The 22,094-nt window shown below is 37.5% G+C and carries 21 protein-coding genes; 7 read left to right on the plus strand and 14 right to left on the minus strand.

Annotated elements, in window-relative coordinates:
• Positions 1-101 precede the first annotated feature (101 nt).
• The 5 genes from U736_RS0103200 (at position 102) to U736_RS0103220 (ending at position 4,459) form a co-directional block, all read left to right on the plus strand.
• A complete protein-coding gene (locus U736_RS0103200; RefSeq protein ID WP_012755057.1) occupies positions 102-854 on the plus strand; it encodes a transporter substrate-binding domain-containing protein in 753 nt (250 codons plus the stop codon).
• Between the two features lie 494 nt (positions 855-1,348).
• Complete coding sequence (locus U736_RS0103205) at positions 1,349-2,101, plus strand: transporter substrate-binding domain-containing protein (RefSeq protein ID WP_012755056.1); 753 nt, start codon at positions 1,349-1,351, stop codon at positions 2,099-2,101.
• A gap of 79 nt (positions 2,102-2,180) precedes the next feature.
• Positions 2,181-2,903 carry an ABC transporter permease gene (locus U736_RS0103210; protein ID WP_012755055.1) on the plus strand — a complete coding sequence of 241 codons (723 nt, stop codon included), beginning with the start codon at positions 2,181-2,183 and terminating at the stop codon, positions 2,901-2,903.
• Entirely contained in the window at positions 2,900-3,607 is a 708-nt protein-coding gene (locus U736_RS0103215; protein ID WP_012755054.1) for an ABC transporter permease, read from the plus strand. Before U736_RS0103210 ends, U736_RS0103215 begins: the two co-directional genes overlap by 4 nt.
• Before the next feature lie 78 nt (positions 3,608-3,685).
• Positions 3,686-4,459 carry an amino acid ABC transporter ATP-binding protein gene (locus U736_RS0103220; protein ID WP_012755053.1) on the plus strand — a complete coding sequence of 258 codons (774 nt, stop codon included), beginning with the start codon at positions 3,686-3,688 and terminating at the stop codon, positions 4,457-4,459.
• 20 nt (positions 4,460-4,479) lie between these two features.
• On the opposite strand, the gene lpxB is transcribed toward U736_RS0103220, so the two are convergent.
• The 13 genes from lpxB to U736_RS0103285 all read right to left on the minus strand — a co-directional run bounded on the left by lpxB (position 4,480) and on the right by U736_RS0103285 (position 18,570).
• Positions 4,480-5,676 (minus strand): lipid-A-disaccharide synthase, encoded by a 1,197-nt coding sequence (lpxB, locus tag U736_RS0103225; protein WP_012755052.1) that lies wholly within the window; start codon positions 5,674-5,676, stop codon positions 4,480-4,482.
• A complete protein-coding gene (locus tag U736_RS0103230; protein ID WP_012755051.1) occupies positions 5,669-6,541 on the minus strand; it encodes an LpxI family protein in 873 nt (290 codons plus the stop codon). The genes lpxB and U736_RS0103230 overlap by 8 nt, the downstream gene beginning before the upstream one ends.
• A 2-nt stretch (positions 6,542-6,543) precedes the next feature.
• Positions 6,544-7,368, minus strand: coding sequence for an acyl-ACP--UDP-N-acetylglucosamine O-acyltransferase (gene lpxA, locus U736_RS0103235; protein WP_012755050.1), 825 nt, complete (start codon positions 7,366-7,368; stop codon positions 6,544-6,546).
• A gap of 24 nt (positions 7,369-7,392) precedes the next feature.
• The gene (gene fabZ / locus U736_RS0103240; RefSeq protein ID WP_012755049.1) at positions 7,393-7,860 is read right to left on the minus strand and encodes a 3-hydroxyacyl-ACP dehydratase FabZ; all 468 of its coding nucleotides are present in this window, start codon (positions 7,858-7,860) and stop codon (positions 7,393-7,395) included.
• A gap of 1 nt (position 7,861) precedes the next feature.
• Positions 7,862-8,908 carry a UDP-3-O-(3-hydroxymyristoyl)glucosamine N-acyltransferase gene (gene lpxD / locus U736_RS0103245; protein ID WP_012755048.1) on the minus strand — a complete coding sequence of 349 codons (1,047 nt, stop codon included), beginning with the start codon at positions 8,906-8,908 and terminating at the stop codon, positions 7,862-7,864.
• Between the two features lie 65 nt (positions 8,909-8,973).
• Entirely contained in the window at positions 8,974-11,370 is a 2,397-nt protein-coding gene (gene bamA / locus U736_RS0103250; protein WP_026500298.1) for an outer membrane protein assembly factor BamA, read from the minus strand.
• A gap of 203 nt (positions 11,371-11,573) precedes the next feature.
• Positions 11,574-12,722: a M50 family metallopeptidase gene (locus U736_RS0103255; protein ID WP_012755046.1), complete on the minus strand. Its 1,149-nt coding sequence runs from the start codon at positions 12,720-12,722 to the stop codon at positions 11,574-11,576.
• Positions 12,723-12,737: 15 nt separating this feature from the next.
• Positions 12,738-13,553, minus strand: a complete 816-nt coding sequence (locus U736_RS0103260; protein ID WP_012755045.1) for a phosphatidate cytidylyltransferase — start codon at positions 13,551-13,553, stop codon at positions 12,738-12,740.
• Between the two features lie 732 nt (positions 13,554-14,285).
• Positions 14,286-14,846: a ribosome recycling factor gene (gene frr, locus U736_RS0103265; protein ID WP_012755044.1), complete on the minus strand. Its 561-nt coding sequence runs from the start codon at positions 14,844-14,846 to the stop codon at positions 14,286-14,288.
• 37 nt (positions 14,847-14,883) lie between these two features.
• Positions 14,884-15,603, minus strand: a complete 720-nt coding sequence (gene pyrH / locus U736_RS0103270; RefSeq protein WP_012755043.1) for a UMP kinase — start codon at positions 15,601-15,603, stop codon at positions 14,884-14,886.
• A 157-nt stretch (positions 15,604-15,760) separates the two neighbouring features.
• Positions 15,761-16,684 (minus strand): translation elongation factor Ts, encoded by a 924-nt coding sequence (gene tsf, locus U736_RS0103275; RefSeq protein WP_012755042.1) that lies wholly within the window; start codon positions 16,682-16,684, stop codon positions 15,761-15,763.
• 102 nt (positions 16,685-16,786) lie between these two features.
• Complete coding sequence (rpsB, locus tag U736_RS0103280) at positions 16,787-17,566, minus strand: 30S ribosomal protein S2 (protein ID WP_012755041.1); 780 nt, start codon at positions 17,564-17,566, stop codon at positions 16,787-16,789.
• A 167-nt stretch (positions 17,567-17,733) separates the two neighbouring features.
• Positions 17,734-18,570: a cell envelope integrity EipB family protein gene (locus U736_RS0103285; protein WP_012755040.1), complete on the minus strand. Its 837-nt coding sequence runs from the start codon at positions 18,568-18,570 to the stop codon at positions 17,734-17,736.
• Between the two features lie 145 nt (positions 18,571-18,715).
• On the opposite strand from U736_RS0103285, the gene U736_RS0103290 reads away from it, so the two are divergent.
• Together U736_RS0103290 and U736_RS0103295 are read left to right on the plus strand one after the other, a co-directional pair.
• Entirely contained in the window at positions 18,716-19,177 is a 462-nt protein-coding gene (locus U736_RS0103290) for a RidA family protein (protein ID WP_012755039.1), read from the plus strand.
• A gap of 134 nt (positions 19,178-19,311) precedes the next feature.
• Positions 19,312-19,734 (plus strand): HIT family protein, encoded by a 423-nt coding sequence (locus tag U736_RS0103295; RefSeq protein ID WP_012755038.1) that lies wholly within the window; start codon positions 19,312-19,314, stop codon positions 19,732-19,734.
• Positions 19,735-19,741: 7 nt separating this feature from the next.
• On the opposite strand, the gene clpA is transcribed toward U736_RS0103295, so the two are convergent.
• Positions 19,742-22,093, minus strand: a complete 2,352-nt coding sequence (clpA, locus tag U736_RS0103300) for an ATP-dependent Clp protease ATP-binding subunit ClpA (RefSeq protein ID WP_012755037.1) — start codon at positions 22,091-22,093, stop codon at positions 19,742-19,744.
• Position 22,094 lies beyond the last annotated feature (1 nt).

Genomic DNA, 22,094 nt, shown 5'->3' on the forward strand with positions numbered 1-22,094 from the left:
ATGAACACAGATAAATTTTTTACATTGCTCCAAAAGAGCTTACAGATTATAAAAATGCATGATGGTTTCATATTTGCCAGCTTATCTAATAGGAGAACATAATGAAGTTATTAGCAGGAGCTCTTATAATAAGCGCAACACTGTTTACCCTATCGGCCAATTCTCAAACGCTGAAAATTGCAAGCGATGCCTCTTATCCGCCATTTAGTTATATTGACTCAAATAACGAACTTCAAGGGTTTGATATTGATATATCTTATGCGCTTTGTAAAAAAATGAATGTTGAATGTACTATTGTCACACAAGACTTCGAGGGGATGATTCCTGGTCTTCTTGCCAAAAAATACGATGCTATCGTTTCTTCCCTTTCTCCTACAAAAGAGCGCTTACAAAAAATTGATTTTACAGATCCTTACTACAATACTGTACTCGCTGTTATCGTTACCAAAAATTCGGGAATTAAAGAAATCTCAACACAAAACTTTAGAGGTAAAAATCTTGGAGTACAATCGAATACAACACAAGCTGCATATGCGGAAGATCATTATGCCTCTGAAAGAGTGAATATCAAACTTTATCCTACAGCAATAGAAGCTAATCGTGATCTTTTAAGCCATCGGCTTGATATCATTATCTTTGATAAATTAAAAGCATTAAATTGGCTTGAAAATGAAGGAAAAGATTGCTGTATCCTCCTAGGAACTCTAGAAGAAACAAAATTTCCTGTTGCAATTGCACTCCGTCAAAATAATAACGATCTTAAAAACAGTTTTAATAAAGCAATAGAAGAAATCCGCGCCGATGGAACCTATGAAAAAATTATGAAAAAATATTTTACTTTCAATATCGATTAGATATCACTATGAATTAAAATTCAGTCTTTATATTTAAGGAGTATTTTTTAACTCTTTATTGGACATGCAAAGATAATTGGAAATTCGGCAGTTTTATAAGAAAATTTACATTTATCAAAATAGTTTTTAATTGTTCCTCGATATCTAAACATTTTATAGAATATAATGACAACGATAAGGTTGTATTTTTATCGTATCAAAATCTAATTTTTTCTTTATGTTCAAAATTGAATAGCCTTACTTTCAAGAAAAATCCTTAGTTTCTACTCATGAAATGATTTAAATCAATCATTTCGTGAAAATTAACCTGTCATACAAGCAATAAGATATTTATTCTTTTTTTATCAATAAAAAAGATAATTTTTTTGATAATAATGTCCAACATAATGATCTAAAATAAACATCAATAAATTTTTGAATTGCTCCCAAAAAGCTTACAGATTATAAAAACATAGTGATTTCATATTTGCCCGCTTATCCAATAGGAGAACATCATGAAACTATTAGCAGGAGCTCTTATAATAAGCGCCGCACTATTCACCCAATTGGCTGATGCGAAAACATTAAAAATTGCGAGTGAAGGCACCTACCCTCCCTTTAGTTATATTGACTCAAATAATAAATTGCAGGGACTTGATATTGATATATCTTATGCACTTTGTAAAAAAATGAATGTTGAGTGTACTGTTGTCACACAAGACTTCGAGGGAATGATTCCTGGACTTATTGCAAAAAAATATGATGCTATCATTGCCTCCCTCTCTCTCACACAAGAGCGCTTACAAAAAATTGACTTCACAGATCCTTACTACGATACAGCACTGGCTGTTATTGTTACCAAAGCTTCGGGAATTAAAGAAATCTCAACACAAGACTTTAGAGGTAAAAATCTTGGTGTACAATCAAATACAACACAAGCTTTCTATGCAGAAGATCATTATGCTTCTGAAGAGGTGAAAATTAAACTCTACCCTTCCACAATAGAAGTGAATCGTGACCTTTTAAATCATCGACTTGATGTGATTATTGTTGATAAATTACAAGCATTAAATTGGCTTAAAAATGAAGGAAAAGATTGCTGTCTCCTCCTAGGAACTCTAGAAGAAACAAAATTTCCTGTTGCAATTGCACTGCGTCAAAATAATAATGATCTTAAAAATAAGTTCAATAAGGCGCTAAAAGAAATCCGTTTAGATGGAACTTATGAGAAAATTATGAGAAAATATTTTACAAGTGATATCTATTAAATATCAATATGATGTTTAAATAAAACCCGCTAGTTATTTCTAAAAAATATTATCTAACTCTTTCATGAGGAACACAAGAATGATTGAAAATTTAGCATTGCTATCATTTAGCAATGGTGGATGGGGAGCGGTTATACTTTCTAGTGCAGGAATGACATTGTCATTGGCATTATGTTGTGGACTTCTAGGACTTCCTCTAGGTCTTCTAAATGCAGTGATGATTCGATCCAATATTAAGATGGCCAAAGCGATGGCACGCCTCTTTTCAACGGTATTTCGTGGACTACCAGAGCTTTTAACTTTGTTTTTAGTTTACTACGGGTTACAAAGCCTTATTCAAAATGTCTTTGACTATTTTAATTTTGAAATCATGTTCAGTATCAATGCTTTTGTTGCTGGTGTTCTTGCGCTTAGTATGGTTCTTGCAGCTTTTTCTTGTGAAGTTTGGCTTGGAGCATTTAATATTTTTGATAAAGGCCAATATGAAGCGGCTAAAGCTTTAGGCCTTTCACGGTCAACCACATTTTTTCGTATTGTCTTCCCTCAGCTCATCCGAAATGCCTTGCCAGGACTTTCTAATAACTGGCTTACTTTACTGAAAGATACATCCCTTGTTTCAACCATCGCACTTGTTGACCTCATGCGACAAACGAACTTAGCTGTCGCTGCTACCAATAAACCCATGCTATTTTATCTTGTAGCATGCTTACTCTATTTGTTATTTTCAGCGGTTTTTACTGCAATCTTACGCCATTTAGAAACATACACTCAAATAGGCGATAAAAAGGTGCTACGTCAATGATTCCTGAGTGGCTTTATTTCCTTTTCAATCCTGATCTTTTAAGCCATTATGGACCAAAATTTATTAATGGCTTTATTGTTACTGTTGAGCTTGTTTCTATTTCTTGTTCTCTTGGTTTTTTCCTTGGTATGCTTATCGCTTTTGCACGTTTATCAAAAAATACATTTTTACAGTATTGTGCAAATGCTTATGTCTATTTTTTCCGTGGCTCTCCTTTATTAGCTCAACTCTTCCTTTTTTATTATGGACTTGGTTCAATGAACGACTTCTGGCAGAAGGTTGGTTTGTGGTGGTTTTTTCAAAACGCGTGGTATTGTTGTCTTTTTATTTTTACTCTCAATTCTGCTGCCTATCAATCTGAGATCTTTAAAGGAAGTTTTCTATCCGTAACAACTGGGCAACGTGAAGCATCAAAAGCTTTAGGTCTAAGTAACTCTGTCACATTTTTTAGAGTTATTCTTCCACAAGCAATGATTGTAGCATTACGCCCCCTAGGAAATGAGTTGATTTTAATGATTAAATCCAGTGCTCTTGCCTCACTTATTACTGTTTATGATTTAATGGGGGTTGCTAAACTCACTTATTCACGGACTTTCGATTTTCAAGTTTACGTTTGGGCTGCTCTTATCTATCTCTTCATCGTTGAACTCATTCATCGTTTTATTGTTTTTATCGAACAGCGCCTCACTCGATATTTACGGTAAATAAAATGATCATAAAAAACTTTACAAACAAAAATATTAAATTAATCAAGTTATTCATCAATGAAAGAATAAAATAAGATGAATTTGAAAAATAATAAATCGATCTCTCCCTGTAAAAACCCTGTGATCTCTATTCGAAATCTAAATAAATGGTATGGAAACTTTCAGGTCCTACATGATATCAACTTTAATGTTCAAGCTGGTGAACATATCGTTATTTGTGGACCATCGGGATCAGGAAAATCAACGTTAATCCGTTGTATTAATCAATTAGAACAAGCACAAAAGGGTTCAATCTGTATCCATAATGTTGATATCCATACCGCTCCTATACAACAGCAAAAAAATGTTCTTCGTAAGATAGGAATGGTCTTTCAGAATTTTAATTTATTTCCCCACATGAGCGTTATACAAAATTGTATTTTAGCACCTATGACAGTTCAAGGACTTTCCAAACAACAAGCACAAGAACGGGCAATTCGTTACTTAACGCATGTTGGTATTGAAAAACACTGTGAAAAATATCCTTTACAACTTTCTGGTGGGCAACAGCAACGTGTTGCGATTGCCCGTGCACTTTGTATGGAACCTGAAGTCATGCTTTTTGATGAACCAACCTCTGCTCTTGATCCAGAAAGTGTGGGAGAAGTTTTAGACGTGATGGCTCGATTGGCCGATACAGGGATCACAATGCTTTGTGTTACCCATGAAATGGGCTTCGCACGTAAAGTCTCAGAAAGAATACTCTTTCTAGAAAATGGAAAAATTATTGAAGATACAGCCTCTGAAGAATTTTTTACTAATCCTAAAAGCCAACGTGCTTGTAATTTTCTTGCTAAAATTAAATATTAATTATTAACATATTGCTTTATTTATACAATTTTATTCCTGCTTTTTAAAAGAGTGATAATTGTTTGTGCGCCAACAACCCCCGATGGTACTTCAGTTTTCATTTTCTGTTCTATCATCTCAAAGGCATCGAGTTGTGCCTGTCGTATTAAAGGATTAAACAAAAGTTGTTCTACTTGTCTTGCTAACATGCCTGGGCGTAGAAATTCATCAAAATATTCCGGTACAATAGGCTTATCAGAAATAATATTGGGAAGAGCTGCACTCCATAAAATTATTTTAGGGAAAATAAAGAATTTAGAAAAACGATCAAGTTTATAGCAAAGGACCGTTGGAATTTTAGCTAATGCTAATTCAAGTGAAACCGTTCCAGATGCTGCAAGTGCAACATCTGCTTGTGCAAAAGCACGCCATTTTGCATCTTCACCAACTACAATTTCCACTTTGCTTTTCCAGCCTTGTACAAAATCACGAATTTTATCCGCTAAACGTGGTAAGGTTGGTAAAATAATACGTAAATGAGGAATACGTTTTACAAGAATCTCTACTGTTTCTCGAAAAATAGGCATTAAAGAACGAATTTCTAAATTGCGTGATCCTGGTAAAATAACTAATGTAGGCGATGATGTTTGTGTATCGATCAAATTTCTTTGTTCTAATTGGCATTTTTTTTCTGACTGAACTATCAAAAGGGGAGGATATGTCAAAAGACGATGTCCAACATAGGTCGTGGGAGGACCACCCAAATCTTGCATAATCTTTTCTTCAAAAGGAAAAACCGCTAAAACATGGTCAACAAACTTGCGCATAGCTTTAGCGCGCTCTGGACGCCATGCCCAAACGGTTGGTGCAACATATTTAATGATAGGAATAGAAGGCGCTAAAACGCGCACCTTTTTTGCAACACGATGCGTGAAATCAGGACTATCAATAATAATGAGGCAATCAGGTTGTTCTTGTGCAATAAATTTGGATAAATTGCGAATATGTAGCAACAATAATGGTAGTTTTTTCAATACCTCCTTTAAACCTATTAAAGCAATATCATGGGAATCAAAAAAGCTTTTTAAACCTAATGCCTTTAAATGCCTCCCCCCAACACCAATCAAATGAATATTGCATCCTGTTTGTTGTGATAAACAAGAAATTAAATCGGACGCAAGTAAATCACCAGATTCCTCCCCTGAAACCACAGCAATCTTTAAAAAACAATTATTCATGACCAAACTTTTCAAATGTCTCTATAAATAGAGAATATTTGTTGGCTTTTTCTATTGTTGTTTTCACCGATAATATTAGACTTCTATTTGCCTCCACCGCAACACCAGATAAACCACTCTTTGCAATATTCATTATTGTCGCGGGCCCAATTGATGGTAAATCAACGCGATTATCCTGTTGTGGTTTTGCACATTTTACAAGAACGCCACCTTTAAGGGGAATTTGCCCTCTTTCTCGCATTTCACAAACACGCCACAACATATTATCAGTTCCCTCAGCGCCCTCCAGTGCAACCACCCTTCCTTGGACAACGACAACGGCTTGCCCGATATCTAATTGACCTAACAGCTTTGCTGCTTCTGCTGCTAAAAAAATATCTTTTTTTTCTTTTCGCGTAGCACGCCGCACTGTTAAATCAAACTCTACGGGAGCTAAAAGATCTGCGACTATCTCGTGAGCACCAACAACACGAAAACCATACGCTTCAATAATCCGTATAAAAGCTTTTAATAACGCATCATCCCCTCTCTTCAAAGCTCCGATTAACTTAGGGAGAGCTAAAAATGTTGTCCAGTCCAGTCGCAATTGTTTAAGAAGTGGGCGCTTTTTCACACCACCTGCCAAAACAACATTATAAACTCCAGCCTCTTTTAAGATTTTAACGAGTCGCGCTAACTCCACAATTGATAGCTCGCAATGCTCATAGCGATAAAGAACAGAATCTGCCTCACCACGCAAAAGAACAAGAAAAGGATTCTCTCCATTCTTCTCAAGAGCCTGCGCAACAGTAATCGGTAGAACACCATTTCCTGCTATAATAGCAGTACGGCCGGAAAGAAAACTTCTGGCTCCCCACATAGGCATTTTTAATCCTTACGTTCTTTTACTCTATCACCTTCAAATTTTGGTGTACAATAAAAACGTTTTCCTTCTTCCTTAATAAAATTAACTATATCAAGAACAGACTGAGAAGAAGAATAGAAAGAAGCAACATCACTGACACGCTCTTTAAATGGTTTGCTATGATCAAAAAGCATAGCAACCGCATGACGGAGTGCATGAATATCTTGACGCTCAAGTCCTGCACGCTTCATGCCGATAATATTGAGGCCAGCAAGTTTTGCCTGTACCCCAACAGCTGTTCCATAGGGAATGAGATCACCAACCAATGCCGATACACCACCAATAAATGCATGATGCCCAACACGAACAAATTGATGCACAGCAGCACCCCCACCAATAATCACATAATCACCAATAATAACATGACCAGCTATCATCACATTATTTGCGAATGTTACATGATTCCCTACATGGCAATCATGAGCAATATGCGCATAACAAAAAAATTGGCAATTATCACCAACAACTGTCATTCCTACACTCGAATCGGAACCCCTATGCATTGTTACGCCTTCACGAATCGTGCAGTTTTCACCAATCGAAAGAGTCGTAGCCCCTCCCTTATGTTTATTATTTTGCGGATCTGCTCCCAAAACTGCATGAGAAAATACTTTACTCTTGGCTCCTAACGTTGTCTTCCCCATTATCACAACATGACTCATCAAACTGCATCCATCACCAATAACAGCATCTGAACTAATATGACAAAACGGTCCAACTTGTACATTCTCACCAAGCTGCGCTCCATTCTCCACAAGAGCAGTTGGATGGATTTTCGTACCGGACATTTTTAAATTCCCATCAAATATCTTTTATTCTTGTTCGACAATCATCGCAGCAATTTCTGCTTCAGCGACGCGGACATCTTCTACTTTTGCAACGCACGAAAAACGTCTCATACCAGATCTTTTTTTCAAGAGCTGAACATGAATCTTGAGCTGATCACCAGGCATAACCGGCTTACGAAATTTTGCATTATCAACCGTCATAAGGTAAACTAAATTTGTTTGCTTATTACCTAAATTTAAAAGTGCTATTGCTCCTGCTGTTTGTGCCATAGCTTCTAAAATCAAAACTCCAGGCATAACAGGCTTCGCGGGAAAATGTCCCGTAAAATGCGGCTCATTAATCGTTATATTTTTAATACCAATCGCTTCTTGCTCACCATCAATATCAACGATACGATCAATTAATAAAAATGGATAACGGTGCGGTAATATTGATAATAGTTTTTCAATATCGACAGCCTCTAAGTTTTTAGTCTTTTCACTGCTGATCATATCAGCGTTTCTCCTTTTTAACTTTTCCCATACTGCGCAATGTCGCTACTTCACGAAACCATTGTTTAAATGGTCGCGCTGGACTACCTCCCCATTTTTCGCCATCCGGAATGTCATTCATAACACCACTACGAGCAGCAATCTGAACACATTTACCTATTATGATGTGATCGGCTACTCCAACACCTCCGCCAAGCTGAGACATATCCCCTATCGATGTACTTCCCGCAATGCCACATTGAGCGGCAATAAGACAATAGCGGCCGATTTTTACATTGTGGGCAATTTGTACAAGATTATCAATCTTGCTTCCTTTACCAATAACAGTATCTTGAAATGTCCCACGATCAATTGTCGTGTTCGCACCAACTTCTACACCATCCTCAATAATAACGCGACCCAGCTGTGGAACTTTCTCGATTCCAGAAATGCCCCCAACATAACCAAAACCATCTTGCCCAATGCAAACACCAGGATAAAGCTGAACCTTATCACCTATTATAGAACACTGAACTGTTACCTTAGGAGCAATATAGCAGTCACATCCAATACGGCAATTTTCACCGATAACAGCTGTGGATGAAATAAGAGTTCCTGCACCAATCTCAACATTTCTACCAATAACAGCTCCCGCTTCAATACACACATCATGTGCCAACTTAGCCGTTGGATGAATATGCGCATGCGATGAAATCCCCTTCGATCCTAACCAAGGCATTGGCTTGACAGAATCTGGAAACAAAATACGACCAATCTGAGCAAAGTCACGCTGTGGTGTGGATGTTACCAAAATTGCCATAGTTTCGGGAACTTTAAAAACAATCTCATTCGTACAAAAAACAGCAACAGCGGAACTGTCCAGTAAAGCATCAGAAAACTTCCGATGCTCTACAAAAACAAGAGAACCTTCCACAGCACTCTCAAGTGAAGAAAGAGTATTGATAACTTTATGAGAAAACTCTGGATTAAGAAGCTTTGCACCCGTCAACTCAGCAACATTTGCAACTGTCAATTGCCGGGACGGCGTAAAAAAAAATGTATCCGCCATCAAAACACTTTCTCTCCCAGCTTAAGCTATTCTCTTCAAGTTTTTCCTTCTTAAAATCGCTCAAATCAGAACTTCGTAGAAATACCAAAATTCAATTGTTGCAAACGATCACCTTCCTGCTTCGTTATTGGCCAAGCATAATCAAAACGCAAAGGACCAAACGGAGAATCCCACATCAAACTCACACCTGCAGATGAACGCCAAGCACTTTTGGTATTGGTAACAGACGGTTCACCCTTAAAAACGGCTTTATAATTATTGCCATAAAGCGTGGCAATATCCGCAAATAAAGCACCGCGCAACCCGAACCCTTCAGGCACAACAGGGATAGGAAACTGTACTTCAGCAGTCGCATTCATATATGTTGTTCCCCCCAAGAAATAAACCTCACCCTTACTGGAAACCTGACGCGGACCTATTCCATTATATTTGAACCCTCGAATCATATCAGTATTCGCTTTAAACATATCGAAAATACGAACACCATCTCGGCCCATTCCGTGGATATAACCACCCCCAAAGGAAAGCAAACCAACAATATCCTTCTGGTCAGAAAGAGTCTTGTACATCATCGCCTTACCCGTGGTCTTCAAGAACTTTGCACTTCCACCAAGCCCTGCATATTCCTGAAGAAGATGCACGTACCACCCATCATGAGGGGATCTCATATCATCAATCGTATTATAGGTGAAACCATAACTAATTGATGAACGTTTCCAAGGGCTTTGTTTTGCAGCTTGAACAATCGCACCAGAATATTTCCCATATAATTCTATTACGTCACTCTCTTTGTCAAAATCGTACTCTCCGCCAAAATCATATTCTTCCTGTACATAAGAATAAGCTACATTAGCAGATAATTGATTATTAATAGGTAATGAAAACCGTAGCGATCCACCTGTCTGTCGTACATCATAGGCCTTATCAGCACGATAAGTACTACGAAAAACATCAACGCCAGCAGATAAACGATACCCTAAGAAATAAGGATCAACAAATGATAAATTATAATTACGAGATTTTTCTTGCCCCGCACCTAATCCTAAACGAACATATTGACCACGTCCCCCAAGATTACGTTCAGTAACAGAAACTTCAAGTGACATACCAGGACTTGTTCCCCCTGTTGTATACCCTCCAGAAAGAGAGAGATCTCCTGTTGAAGCTTCAACGACATCTATTACCAAAATAACTTGGTCAGATTGATCTGTGGGAACCATTGAAATATTAACGGCTTTGAAGAAACCTAAACTTTCTAGACGACGTTTTGCCCGCTGTAATAAAGTTTGATTGTAAGCATCCCCTTCGTTTAAATCAATCTCACGGCGAATGACGTAATCACGCGTTTTCTCATTGCCACGTATATCAATACGCTGAATATAAGCACGTGTACCCTGTTCAATATTATATAAAATTGAAATTGTATGATTTGCTAAATTACGATTTCCCCGCGGCTCAACTTTAGCAAAAGCATATCCCGAATCAGCAACCTTGTTATTAATAATTGCAACAGACTGTTCAATATCTTCTGCACTATAAACATCACCTGGCTGGGTTTTAAGCCCCCTTTTCACAGATTGAACGTCAATTCCATCAACATCACTTTCAACCTGAATATCACTAATTTTATAGCGCACACCCTCATCAAGAACGAAAGAAATTTTATATGTATTGCTTGCTGCATCAAAAGTCGCTTTAGAAGAGACTACACGAAAATCTGCATAACCACGATTATAATAAAAGCGACGTAAAGCTTCTTCATCAGCAGCGAGACGCTCTTCACTGTAAACATCACCTCCCAACAACTTCGAAAAAATTCCTGAAGTTTTTGTTGAAATCACATCACGCAAACGGCGACTTCCAAAGACACTATTCCCCTTAAAAGTGATATCACCAATCTTTGTTTTTTGCCCTTCAACAACATTAAATACTACATTAACTCGCCCTTTTCCAAGGTTAATCGTTTGAACGTTGACAGTGATATTATTACGACCAAGAGTTTTATAAGCTTCACGAATTGTATTTATATCAGCAGAAAGCTTAGCAGAATTAAAAGGCTCATTCGGTTTTAAAGAAATAAACCGCTTAAGATCTGGATCTTTAAAAGATTTATTTCCCTGAAACAATATCTGATTGACAACCTCATATTCTTTTACGAATACAACCAATTTATCACCTACCGGATTTATTTTAACATCATAAAATAAACCCAATTCGAAAAGATTCTTCACAGCATTATCAACATCAGCACTGGAAACCCCTTGTCCAGCCTTAATCCCCATATTGTCTCGAATCGCCTGAGAACTTACAAACTTATTCCCACGAACCTCAATAGAACGGACTACAGATGCTTGTATTTCTCCAACCGCAGCAATTGACATAAAAACCGTTGCTGGGGCAATCATCCCCATTTTTAACACCAATATAGATGCTGCATTTAAAAACTTTGAATTTGTAGTCATTGGCTTTTTTACCTTACTCTTGTTCCTTGGACATGATGCCTTAAAAAGCTAACTGCCATAACAACCTTTTTACAGCGAAACTTTTCATTCCTTAATTACTCATTATAATGTACGACGCCACAACATTTTGCAGACATGGTAAACAACCTTCAATTTGTTTTCGCTATTATTACTCAATTTATAAAGCGTTTTCCATAATTTAATTAGCTAAACCAACAAAAATAATCATTAAAAAAGACAAAGATCATAAAAAGGAGAAGAATGGAAAAACCTAAACGAAAAATAATTCCCTGGATTTTAGCAGATATTTCCCTCCCAGTAATGACCTCAATGACATGCAATAAAAGATGCCCACCATCAAGCGGTAGAATCGGAAAAAGGTTAATAAGCCCAACACTTATTGAAAGAAAAGCTGCCAAATTCAACAAAGAGACAAAACCTGTCTCGCTCACTTTCCAAGCAATTTTAACGGTTTTAGAAGGTCCACTTAGCCGACAACGGTCCTCTTTTCCTCCTATTAAACGACTCATAAAAAGAACGGTTTGAGTGACGATAAACACAGTACGGTCTGACGCTTCTCTTACAGCTGTTACAAAACCATAGCGAATATGTTTTATATAAGTTGGATCTAAATGTGCAGGATTATTTAAATCAATAGGAACACCTACACCTATCATAGCACTTCGTGTTCGATTACCAAATCCATCATCTCGCTCAACGATTTTCGGAGTAATCACCGTTGTAAAGAATCGCCCCATGCGTTCTATTTTAAACTCTATGGGTTCTCTTCCGTGAAAAGCCACATAATTCATCAAATCTTCAAAACTTTCAACCCGTCGTCCATCCATTTCAACAAAACGATCACCTAACTCCAAACCAGACTGAAGAGCAGGGCTATCTTTTACCAAAGAACCAACAACGGGCTCAATGGCTACACGACCATAGATAAAGAAAAAAAATGTTAGAATAACAACAGTAAAAAGGGCATTGAAAAAAGGACCGGCAAAAACAGTTGCTGCTTTTTTCCAAGCATGCGCACTAGCAAATGAACCGTCAACAATCAGAGATGATTGGGATGATACCGTATCGTTTTTTTCCTCATCCCCAACAAACTTTACATACCCTCCTACGGGGATAAGTGCTAAGCGCCACTTCGTGCCATGCTTATCTGTATAACTCGCTATTTCTGGCCCAAATCCAAGCGAAAAAACTAACGCCTTAATACCACACCATCGAGCAATGAGATAATGCCCAAATTCGTGCACAAAAATGATAATCATAATGATGAAAAGAATACTCAAACTTCTTAAAAGAAAATCACCCATAGTGACGATATAATTTAAAAGTCCCAAACTACCTTCTCCCAATTAGATCATACTAAAAAGATTAAAAGGTGCATCCATATCAGACATAAATGAACCAATTAAATAAAGAAGAAAAGCTGCCCCTACCAATCCATCTATACGATCCATAAAACCACCATGTCCAGGCAATAAAGAACTAGAATCTTTAACAGAAAACCGTCTTTTGAGCCATGATTGCCCTAAATCACTCAATTGTGAAACAATTGACAAAACAAGTGTAAGGAGTGGCACAAAAAAACTTGCTAAATTTATATCAAAAAATCCAAAAGCAGCCCATATACCACCGAAAACTCCGACAAATGTACCACCAAGTGCTCCTGACCATGTTTTATTAGGAGAAAATTGTGGTGCTAATTTAGGTCCACCTAATGCACGTCCGATAAAATACCCGCCAATATCTGTTCCCCACACTATCGTAAATAAGAAAATAACAACTTGGAACCCCAATATTTCATGATCCCGTAGAAAGCATAAAGCAACAACAGGAAAAGATGCATATAAAAAACCACAAAAAACCCAACCACTCTTTTTTATAGATATAATAGCCAACACCGCAGCCAAAACGATTAAAACACAAAAAATCAATGAAGCAGATACACTCAACACTAAAAAAAAGCCAAAGATCAAATAAAAGGTACTTGCTAATATTTTTTGTAAAATACACCATTTCTCTTTAGTAATACTCATCCACTCATAAAGAACAAAACCGCCAATACACCATACAAATAAAAAAAAGGAGATTCCTCCCAACCATGTTAGATACAATGCAATAAAACCAAGCACAAAAGCTGTCAGAACACGATAAACCAAATTAGACAAAACAACATCCAAACAATAAAAATAGAAAATGCAAGCTCTAAAATTGACGTAAGAAAAACCTCCCTACGCAATATTTTTATTTCATACTTGTATAAATCTCCCTTATAATTTATCATAAACAATTCAGTTTACCAAGATAGCGCTTATGAGACAAATAATCAATGAAAACAGCTTCGAAAATCTCCGTCAAGATTGATCCTAAAATATTTTTTTAATATTTTCTCAAATATAAAATGAAAAAGCAGCTACCTATGCCCCATATAAATTAACTAATATAGGTTTCATATAAAAACACTTCTCTATCAAATATTCGTCGTAAAAAAACGAATTACACCATATAGCATCTGCTTCATCGATTATACTCACATGTTTTATAATGGAAAATAAGAGAAAGGTTAGGCTTGTTTTTTTGTGTTATATTCTTTCCCCAACCCTCATCTTAGAATATTTAAATAATTTCTAAGAATGCTTTTATTATGCTGTTTAACAAAGACATGCTAAACTGAAAGCCTTCACCATGCTGCTCAATAGCGTCTTCCAGCAAAGGACATGATTTACCACGCAGATTAAAAAATTAAAACATCTGCCCTTTCAAATCAATCTCTCCCATATCAAAATGATAAAATACCTTCCTGCATCACACCTTGTTATCACAGAGCACACCACTTCCCTTATCTATAGAAACAATTTACAGGCTGGGAGTAAACATCCTTTTCTAACAACAAAATCGTCTTAAACGTGCATAATTTCAGATTCTTTTACGGCTAAAATTTTATCAATATCAGCAATCGTTTCATCTGTGAGTTTTTGAACTTTTTCAGACAAACTATGGGCTTCATCTTGTCCAATTTCACCATCTTTTTCTAACTTTTTCAAATTGTCCATACCATCCCGACGAACATGACGTGTAGCAACACGCGCTTGCTCTGCATAGTGATGTGCAATTTTTACAAGCTCTTTACGGCGCTCTTCATTCAACTCAGGCAAAGGAATACGTAAATTCGTACCATCAGTTATGGGATTTAAACCAAGACCAGAATCGCGAATAGCGCGCTCTACAGCTCCTACCATCGTTTTATCCCATACAGAAACAGAAAGCATCCGAGGTTCGGGAACAGAAATATTAGCAACCTGATTTATGTGCACAACAGAACCATAAGATTCAACGGTCAACGGCTCTAATAAACTGGCCGATGCACGTCCAGTCCGCAAACCACCTAATTCATGTTTAAAAGCCGTAATAGCACCATCCATGCGACGTTTCAGATCATCCATAATTGATGTAACATTCATATTTCTGTCTCCTTCAATTGTCCTTTGAAGCTTACCCTTATTCTGATACTATTGTAAAGCGTCCTGTTCCATTCAAGACCTTAGCCAAACCGCCTTTTTCATGAATGGAATACACAATAATCGGTACATTGTTCTCACGTGCTAAAGTGACCGCCGTTGAATCCATAACAGATAATCCCCATTGTAACACTTCAACATGTGTTAATTGGTCAAAACGCTTAGCCGTAGGGTCTATCTTTGGATCTGCTGAATAAATACCATCAACTTGTGTTCCTTTAAGAAGGACGTCCGCACCAATCTCAGCTGCACGTAAAGTAGCAGCAGAATCAGTGGTAAAAAATGGATTTCCTGTACCGCCCGCAAAAATAACAACTTTTCCCTGATTCATATAAGCTATTGCTTTACGTTGCGAAAAACTTTCACAAATTTGTGGCATAGCAATCGCAGAGAGTACAACAGTTTCAACCCCTAATTTTGTCAAAGATGTTCGCAATGCTAAAGAGTTGATAGCAGTTGCAAGCATTCCCATATGATCACCTGTCACTCGGTCTCCACCATGTGAAGCAACAGCAACGCCACGAAAAATATTTCCCCCACCGATAACAACCGCAACTTCTATCCCCATTGTGCGCACTTCTGCAATATCAGCGGCAATACGATCTACAACAGAAACATCAATGCCAAAACTTTGCCCCCCCATAAGAGCTTCGCCAGAAGCCTTTAAAAGAATACGTTTATACGGAAGTGCTAATGCCATTAATAATCTCCCCAAAAGCACATTTACTTTTTGCTTTTGACATCACGAAGGGCACCACTTTTTTCACGTGACGCCCTCTCAACAATTACATTGTCCCCATCAGAGATTCTACAACCAACGATATGACTTTAAATCTCTAATCAAGAGTTTGCAATAACTAGCCTTTTACAGCAGCAGCAACCTCTGCAGCAAAATCAGACTCCTCTTTTTCCACACCTTCACCCAATGCAAAACGAATAAAGCCTGTAATTTTTGCTGGTGCACCAATTGATTTTTCAGCATCCTTTAAAGCTGCCTCAACAGTCATATCAGGATTCATAACGAAAGCTTGAGAAAGCAAAACAACCTCTTCAAAAAACTTACGCATACGTCCTTCTACCATTTTTTCAATGATATTTTCAGGCTTTCCAGACTGACGTGCTTGATCTGAAAAAATTGCTTTTTCACGTTCAACAGCAGCAGCATCAACATCTTGTGCTGTAAGCGCTAAGGGATTGGTTGCTGCAATATGCATCGCAACCTGCCGACCAAAAGCAAGAGCAGCCTCTTTATTTCCTGTTGTTTCAATTGCAACCAAAACACCAAGCTTACCAAGACCATCAGCTACACTATTGTGTATATAAGTCGCAACAACACCATTCTCAACAGACAATTTAGCGGAACGACGAAATGTCATATTTTCGCCAATTGTACCAATTGCATCTTTAATCGTAAGCTCTACAGTCTTCTCAGAACCTGGATAAAGAGAAACAGAAACAGATTCAACATCACCTGGCGTATCTAAAGCAGCAGTTGCTACATTGCGCACGATATCTTGGAATCCGGCATTGCGTGCAACAAAATCTGTTTCAGAATTAATCTCAACCAAAACCGCATTTAAATCTTTTGATACGACTCCGATTAATCCTTCAGCTGCTGTACGACCGGCCTTTTTATCTGCTTTAGCTATTCCTTTTTTACGAAGCCAATCAACAGCAGCTTCCATATCACCACTGGTTTCAGCTAGAGCGGCTTTACAGTCCATCATACCAGCGCCAGATAGTTCTCGAAGTTCTTTTACTTGTGCAGCAGTAATGCTCATATTTGCCTCTTTATTTTGTAATAGTGAAAGCGTGCAAAACCCCTCTGCACGCCTATAACTTCTTCTTTAGACAATAAAAGTACCTTAATTAGGCGTTTTATATTATTCAGAAACTTCTGCAACCGCATTTTCTTCCAAAATAGGCTCCACAGGCGCATCAACTTGAGCTCCTAAATCGATACCCATTGCTCCTTGCTGGCGTGCAATACCATCAAGGGCGGCACGAGCAAAAAGATCGCAATAAAGAGAAATTGCACGTGAAGCATCATCATTACCTGGTATCGGATGCGTTACATCATCAGGATCGCAATTTGTATCAATAATAGCAATAACAGGAATGCCTAAACGTTTTGCTTCCTGAAGGGCAATATTTTCTTTATTCGTATCGATGACAAATATAAGATCTGGAACAGATCCCATATCTTTAATACCACCAAGCGCACGATTAAGCTTTTCACGGTCACGTTCAAGATTTAAACGTTCTTTTTTGGTAAAACCTTGCGCCTCAGCAGCAAGAATTTTGTCAAGCTTTCGCAAACGATGTATCGAATTGGAAATCGTTTTCCAGTTTGTGAGCATGCCGCCAAGCCAGCGTGCATTAACGTAATACTGGGCAGAACGATTCGCCGCATCAGCAATAATGTCAGATGCTTGCCGTTTCGTACCAACAAAGAGAATACGACCACCACGCGCAACAGTATCTGAAACAAGTTTAAGCGCTTGGTGTAAAAGCGGAACGGTCTGAGCAAGGTCAATAATATGGATATTATTACGCTGACCATAAATATAGGGAGTCATTTTGGGATTCCAACGATGAGTCTGGTGACCAAAATGAACACCTGCTTCTAAAAGCTGGTGCATAGTAAAATCGGGTAGTGCCATAAATCTTATCCTTTCCGGTTCAACCTCCGCGGAAAAAGCAGGAAAACCTACTACCGGCAGATGCTTGCTAGAATTTTCTCACAAATTATTTGCAAACACCCAAACTCCGCGTGTGGAATAGCGCAAACATACTAATATTTGATTCTTTTTCAAGTCATTTTCTTTAATCATTTAATATTTGCATTTTCACATTGAGTAAGATCTTTTCCAAGTTCCAAGAATTCGAGACTGTTCAATTTTGCACGCACTGAAAAAGTTCCATAATCTATATGAAGATCACGCATGATACCATTCTCATGTAAGAGAAAACTGCTACGATAAACCGGCAAACCATCTTTATTTTCTCCATCATCAAAATAAGAAATTGTAACAGGCCAATATTCATCTTTATCCAATTTTCTCACTTTTTCCGTTTCGCTATCAGATAAAAGCGCCTTCTTTTCCCCTATGACGATACTTTCTTTTATAACTTTATCTGCTTTATTTGTCCCATCAAATACAGTAACATTGTAAAAATGATGCCCTGCTTTTGCATGGCGGATAATATTTTTTAGTTGCATCATTGGAAATTCAGCCATTGCAAGCTTATACTCTTTTTCTTTTGGCTTTTTTAAGGTAACTGTAATACCATCTTGAGTACGCTTCGCGACCCCCTCAGCACGATGCGCAACCTCTTCTCCCTCTTGATCTGTAATATTAAAACGAAATGTACGGCTGTCTCCTGTTTCATAACTCGTCGTCTGTTGATCCGTTAAACGTACCGGCATATCTTCAATGTGAATACGACTAATAAAACGAAAACGTGTGCTATAGCCTTGGCATGCCGAACCAGTAAGCTCGTAAACCATTCGCCCTGACATCGCAGAAATTGTCATGTCATGAGAAACGCTATCGAGATGAAAATCATAAATTGCTCGATGAGGCACAATAAAAATAGGCTCTTCAGCTCTCGCTGTACATAAAAAAACAATATATAAAATTATTATAAATAATGATCTAATCATTCCCAAATTCCAAACTTTATCCCCGTTGCATAACATCATACAATAAGGCAAAAAAGGCTAATTTCTCAATTAACCACACATTTCCTTAAATCAAAAAATAGATTATACAATGAATGTATTATAGAGCAGCTATGGAGTTTAAATTATGACCAATATGATTGAAAAAAACTTAGAGAAATTCGGAATCACTCTTCCTGAAGTAATCTCCCCCCTTGCCAATTACATCACCACTTCACAAAGTGGCAATCAACTCTTTATTTCTGGACAACTCCCTCTTATTAATGGAAAACCAATAGCCATCGGTAAAGTTGGTGCAACTGTGAATACCGAACAAGCCCAAAAAGCATCCGAAGCTTGCGCTCTCAATATTCTCGCTCAACTCCAAGCAACTCTGGGTGACTTAAATAAAATAAAACGTGTGGTAAAAATTACTGTTTTTGTGGCTGTAGATTCTCATTTTACCGATATTCCTTTTGTTGCCAATGGAGCTTCTAATTTATTCGTCAATATTCTTGGTGAAATTGGAAAACACGCCCGTTCTGCTATTGGTGTTTCCTCTCTTCCTATGGATGTTCCTGTAGAAGTTGAAGCCATCATAGAAATCTAAGCCTTTATATAAGACAGTGCACCATCCTAAATATAACTAAAGTCAAAACACTTCTTTGTCTTACACTCTGATAAAATTTGTATTTTTTCGTTTTTAATTAAAATCTTAAACTTGCAATAAAAGGAAATATTTGTATGAAACAAGCTTATGATAATAACAATATTTTTGCTAAATTGATTCGCAATGAAATCCCTTCTGTTCGTGTCTACGAAGATGATGATGTTATTGGATTTATGGATATCATGCCACAGGCACCAGGTCATACGCTGGTCATTCCTAAAAAAGGCTCTAGAAACTTACTTGATGCAGATACTGAAACATTATTTCCTGTTATTAAAGCTGTTCAAAAAATTGCAAATGCCGTCAAAAAAGCCTTTCAAGCAGATGGCATAACTGTCATGCAATTTAATGAAGCAGCTAGTCAACAAACCGTTTATCACCTCCATTTCCATATTATACCACGTATGGAGGGAATAGAACTTACCCCTCATAATAATATAATAACGCCCACAGAAATACTTGAAGAGAATGCAAAGAAAATCCGTGCAGCCTTATAACACACTCTTAAGTTGTTGTGCTTTTTTTTCCTACACGTTTTTTTGTAAAATTTTCCATTTTACTTTTCTTTGAACTTGCAGATATATCGGAAGATGAAATTTCTAACTGTAAGCTTTCTTTTTTGCCATTTGATTTTTGTGTCAATACGCGAACAATGCCACCGTTGCGTAACTTTCCAAATAAAATTTCATCAGCTAATGGCTTTTTAATATATTCTTGTATAACACGCCCTAATGGGCGTGCTCCCATCTGAGAATCGTATCCCTTATTGGAAAGCCATAAAGTTGCAGAAGGGCTTAATTCAAAACAAATTCCCCTATCAGCTAATTGTGCTTCAAGCTGAAAAATAAATTTTTGCACTATCTGATTGATGATTAAATGAGATAAAGGTGCAAACGGAATAATTGCATCTAACCGATTACGAAACTCTGGTGTAAATAACCGATTGATTGCTTCTATATCCTCACCATCACGATGTACTTTCCCAAATCCAATAGCTGATTTTGCCATATCTGAAGCACCAGCATTGGTTGTCATAATCAAAATAACATTGCGGAAATCAATTTTCTTACCATTATGGTCTGTTAATCTACCATAATCCATTACCTGCAATAAAATATTAAATAACTCTGGATGTGCTTTCTCAATCTCATCTAGCAATAGGACCGCGTGAGGCTTCTGATCAACAGCATCTGTAAGAAGACCTCCTTGATCAAACCCTATATAACCTGGAGGAGCTCCGATTAAACGTGCTACCGTATGCCGTTCCATATATTCTGACATATCAAAACGCAATAATTCAATGCCTAAAGATGATGCAAGCTGTTTTGCAACTTCAGTTTTTCCTACACCTGTTGGTCCTGAAAATAAATAACTTCCTATTGGTTTATCCGGTTCGCGTAAACCTGCTCGCGCCAATTTTATGGATGAAACTAAGACGGAAATTGCCTGATCTTGCCCATAAACAACATGTTTGAGTTCTCTTTCAAGCTTACTCAATATCTTCTGATCATTCCGAGAAACTGTTTTTGGTGGAATTCTTGCAATTGTAGCAACAGTAGCCTCAATTTCTTTAACACCTATACTCTTCTTGCGTTGTTTTTGTGGCAAAAGCTTTTGCGCTGCGCCACTTTCATCAATAATATCAATTGCTTTGTCAGGTAACCTACGGTCAATTATATAACGTGAAGATAATTCTACGGATGCCTTCATCGCCTGATCTGTATATTTAATCTGATGAAAATCTTCAAAGTAAGGCTTCATCCCCTGCAAAATCTTAATCGCATCTGTAACAGAAGGTTCATTAATATCAATCTTCTGAAAACGACGCTCTAAAGCACGATCTTGTTCAAAGAATTTGCGATATTCTCTGTAAGTCGTCGAACCAATACATCGCATAGTTCCAGAAGATAATACAGGTTTTAAAAGATTTGCTGCATCCATATTTCCCCCTAATGTCGCTCCTGCTCCAATTAAGGTATGAATTTCATCAATAAATAAAATAGCATCTGGATACAGCTCAAACTCTTTAATAACTTGCTTTAAGCGTTCTTCAAAATCACCGCGATAACGTGTACCAGCAACAAGTCCCCCCATATCAAGAGAAAATATTGTTGCATTTGATAAAACTTCAGGCACTTGCCCATCAACAATGCGCTTTGCTAATCCCTCAATTATAGCGGTTTTCCCCACTCCAGGATCACCAACCAAAAGCGGATTGTTTTTTGACCTTCGACATAAAATCTGAATCATGCGTGAAATTTCTATTTCACGGCCAATTAATAAATCAATTTTTCCATTAAGTGCTTTACAATTGAGGTCAACACAATAATTCGTTAAAGCACTTGTTCCTCTTTCACCATTATCCGAAATCTGCTGATCTAATTGCTCTTCAAGTCCTTCAAGTAACATGGATAACCCATCATCACGTGTGATACCATGCGAAATAAAACGTACAGCATCATAGCGTGTCATTCCCATTTCTTGAAGAAAATATGCTGCATGGCTTTCACGTTCAGAAAAAATTGCAACAAGAACATTTGCCCCCGACACTTCATCTTTTCCAGCTGATTGTGCATGAATCACCGCACGTTGGATAACACGCTGGAAAAAAGCTGTAGGCTTCGTATCCTCATCAGCTCTAATCTGTTCATCTAACTCTGAGCGAAGATAATTGGTTAAGCGCTCTCGCAATTCCTCCACATCTACTTGGCAAGCCTGAATAACGGAATTTGCATCGGCATCATCTAACAGCGCAAGTAGAAGATGCTCTAATGTTGCGTATTCATGCCGTGCTTGAGTAGCAATTGTTAATGCACGATGCAAAACCTCTTCAAGACTAGGTGTAAAAGATGGCATA

This window comes from Bartonella grahamii ATCC 700132, from assembly GCF_000518085.1.
Lineage (GTDB): Bacteria > Pseudomonadota > Alphaproteobacteria > Rhizobiales > Rhizobiaceae > Bartonella > Bartonella grahamii.

Bases quoted from the DNA above. Each gene is read 5' to 3' on its own strand.
- U736_RS0103200 (WP_012755057.1), top strand. From the start codon at position 102: ATGAAGTTATTAGCAGGAGCTCTTATAATAAGCGCAACACTGTTTACC.
- U736_RS0103205 (WP_012755056.1), top strand. From the start codon at position 1,349: ATGAAACTATTAGCAGGAGCTCTTATAATAAGCGCCGCACTATTCACC.
- U736_RS0103210 (WP_012755055.1), top strand. From the start codon at position 2,181: ATGATTGAAAATTTAGCATTGCTATCATTTAGCAATGGTGGATGGGGA.
- U736_RS0103215 (WP_012755054.1), top strand. From the start codon at position 2,900: ATGATTCCTGAGTGGCTTTATTTCCTTTTCAATCCTGATCTTTTAAGC.
- U736_RS0103220 (WP_012755053.1), top strand. From the start codon at position 3,686: ATGAATTTGAAAAATAATAAATCGATCTCTCCCTGTAAAAACCCTGTG.
- lpxB (WP_012755052.1), bottom strand. From the start codon at position 5,676: ATGAATAATTGTTTTTTAAAGATTGCTGTGGTTTCAGGGGAGGAATCT.
- U736_RS0103230 (WP_012755051.1), bottom strand. From the start codon at position 6,541: ATGCCTATGTGGGGAGCCAGAAGTTTTCTTTCCGGCCGTACTGCTATT.
- lpxA (WP_012755050.1), bottom strand. From the start codon at position 7,368: ATGTCCGGTACGAAAATCCATCCAACTGCTCTTGTGGAGAATGGAGCG.
- fabZ (WP_012755049.1), bottom strand. From the start codon at position 7,860: ATGATCAGCAGTGAAAAGACTAAAAACTTAGAGGCTGTCGATATTGAA.
- lpxD (WP_012755048.1), bottom strand. From the start codon at position 8,908: ATGGCGGATACATTTTTTTTTACGCCGTCCCGGCAATTGACAGTTGCA.
- bamA (WP_026500298.1), bottom strand. From the start codon at position 11,370: ATGACTACAAATTCAAAGTTTTTAAATGCAGCATCTATATTGGTGTTA.
- frr (WP_012755044.1), bottom strand. From the start codon at position 14,846: ATGAATGTTACATCAATTATGGATGATCTGAAACGTCGCATGGATGGT.
- pyrH (WP_012755043.1), bottom strand. From the start codon at position 15,603: ATGGCATTAGCACTTCCGTATAAACGTATTCTTTTAAAGGCTTCTGGC.
- tsf (WP_012755042.1), bottom strand. From the start codon at position 16,684: ATGAGCATTACTGCTGCACAAGTAAAAGAACTTCGAGAACTATCTGGC.
- rpsB (WP_012755041.1), bottom strand. From the start codon at position 17,566: ATGGCACTACCCGATTTTACTATGCACCAGCTTTTAGAAGCAGGTGTT.
- U736_RS0103285 (WP_012755040.1), bottom strand. From the start codon at position 18,570: ATGATTAGATCATTATTTATAATAATTTTATATATTGTTTTTTTATGT.
- U736_RS0103290 (WP_012755039.1), top strand. From the start codon at position 18,716: ATGACCAATATGATTGAAAAAAACTTAGAGAAATTCGGAATCACTCTT.
- U736_RS0103295 (WP_012755038.1), top strand. From the start codon at position 19,312: ATGAAACAAGCTTATGATAATAACAATATTTTTGCTAAATTGATTCGC.
- clpA (WP_012755037.1), bottom strand. From the start codon at position 22,093: ATGCCATCTTTTACACCTAGTCTTGAAGAGGTTTTGCATCGTGCATTA.